The sequence below is a fragment of the Nonomuraea sp. NPDC003201 genome (assembly GCF_053590415.1).
Window position 1 is genome coordinate 1 of the sequence record NZ_JBSFTC010000709.1, and the last position, 1,706, is coordinate 1,706.

Consider the following 1,706-nt stretch of genomic DNA (forward strand, 5'->3'; position numbering starts at 1 on the left):
TCTCCTACGAGCACCTACACCAGCAAAGATCGATTAGCCTGACACTGGCCGCATGACACACCCCAACGCGTGTCCACTTCCGTGGGGGAAGGCCCCTCCGCCGTCAGCTCGGTGGCCAGCTTAGGTGGGGTCACGCCGACCGGCTCTGTCTTGCAGCATTGTCGCGGCTGATCCACCGCCGCCAGTGGTCGGAAGTATTCCCGGTCATCCCGGCGACGATCCTGCGCTGGCACCGCTACCTGGTAGCGCGTAAATGGACCTTCACCGACCCCGCATCAGCAGGCCCGCGCGGTCCGGGCCGATGTCGGTCAGGTCGCGACAGTGCTCGCGGGGGACGACCAGGGTGTAACCGCGAGTCGCCTGCGAGATGTCAAGGAAGGCGACCACGTGCTCGTCGGAGTAGACGATCTCCGCGGGGATCTCTCCAGCAACGATGCCGCAAAATGTACAGGTCCTGGTCATGGCCGGCGCCGACCGTCTCTGGCTTGCGGCGTTGTCGCGACTGATACACCGCCGCCAGTGGGCGGAGGTGTTCCCGGTCACCCCGGCGGCGATCCTGCGTTGGCATCGCAGTCTCGTGGCGCGTAAGTGGACTTTCACAGACAGGCGGCGTCCGGGACGGCCCTGCACCCGCCGACCGGTCAAGGCACTGATTGTGCGGATGGCGCGGGAGAACCCGAGCTGGGGGCATAGCAGAATCCAAGGCGAGTTGGCCGGGCTGGGCTACAGCATCGCGGTCTCCACGGTGTGGGAGATCCTGCACGCCGCCGGTATCGATCCGGCACCCCGCCGAGCCGGGCCGACCTGGCGGCAGTTCCTGACCGCTCAGGCCCACGCGATCATCGCCTGTGACTTCCTCGCGGTCGAGACGATCACGCTCAAACGGCTCTACGTGCTGCTCTTCATCGAGCACGGCACCCGACGACTGCACCTGGCCGGCGTAACCGCACACCCGACCGGGGCCTGGGCGGCCCAGCAAGCCCGCAACCTGGCGATGAACCTGGGCGACCGCATCACCGGGCTACGGTTCCCGATCCACGATCGGGATCCGCTCTTTACCTCGGCGTTCAGGGAGGTCTTCACAGCTGAAGGGCTGCGGATCATCACCACGCTGCCGCGGACGCCGAGGATGAACGCCATCTGCGAGCGCGTCATCGGCACGCTGCGCCGTGAACTTCTGGAGCGGATTCTGATCCTCAATGAACGCCACCTGGCCCGCGTGCTCCAGGAGTACCTGATCCACTACAACCGGCACCGGCCGCACCAGTCCCGGCAGCAACGTCCCCGGACATCGCAGCGCAGCCCGCTCACGACGTGACCGACCTCAACGACCAGCGGATCAGCCGCCGAAAACCCGTCGTTGCCAGCATGATCAGCGAATACCACCACGCCGCTTAACCGCAGCTCAGGACCCATAGCTCAATATTCGAGCGGCACAGGCTGGCAGCGGACTACAACCGAGGCTTTCGCGGCGATCATCATCGGAACAGGCCTCTGCTAATCGAGCCGCCCTCTTCCGGCTGATGACGGCCTGGCCGATGCCCTGGGCCAACTTGCTCTCCCAGGCCCGAGTGCGATGGACGTTGACGCCGCCATCTGCGCTCCTCAGCGGTGCGCCTGCCGATAATTACATCCGCCCAGGTCATAACCCTGCAAAGGCTTCGCGTGGCGGCGCGAGCTCCGGCCACCCAGGAGACGGAACCAAG

Annotated in this window: 2 protein-coding genes; one reads left to right on the forward strand and one right to left on the reverse strand. The window is 65.8% G+C overall.

Going from position 1 to position 1,706, the window contains the following annotated elements; translation table 11 throughout:
- Positions 1 to 261: 261 nt before the first annotated feature.
- A complete protein-coding gene (locus ACWDX9_RS62995) occupies positions 262 to 462 on the reverse strand; it encodes an HIT domain-containing protein (RefSeq protein ID WP_449973398.1) in 201 nt (66 codons plus the stop codon).
- On the opposite strand from ACWDX9_RS62995, the gene ACWDX9_RS63000 reads away from it, so the two are divergent.
- A complete protein-coding gene (locus tag ACWDX9_RS63000; RefSeq protein ID WP_449973399.1) occupies positions 461 to 1,318 on the forward strand; it encodes an integrase core domain-containing protein in 858 nt (285 codons plus the stop codon). The two genes, ACWDX9_RS62995 and ACWDX9_RS63000, sit on opposite strands and share 2 nt — an antisense overlap.
- Positions 1,319 to 1,706 lie beyond the last annotated feature (388 nt).

Excerpts from the sequence above, each read along its gene's own strand:
- ACWDX9_RS63000 (WP_449973399.1), top strand. The coding sequence starts at position 461 with ATGGCCGGCGCCGACCGTCTCTGGCTTGCGGCGTTGTCGCGACTGATA.
- ACWDX9_RS62995 (WP_449973398.1), bottom strand. The coding sequence starts at position 462 with ATGACCAGGACCTGTACATTTTGCGGCATCGTTGCTGGAGAGATCCCC.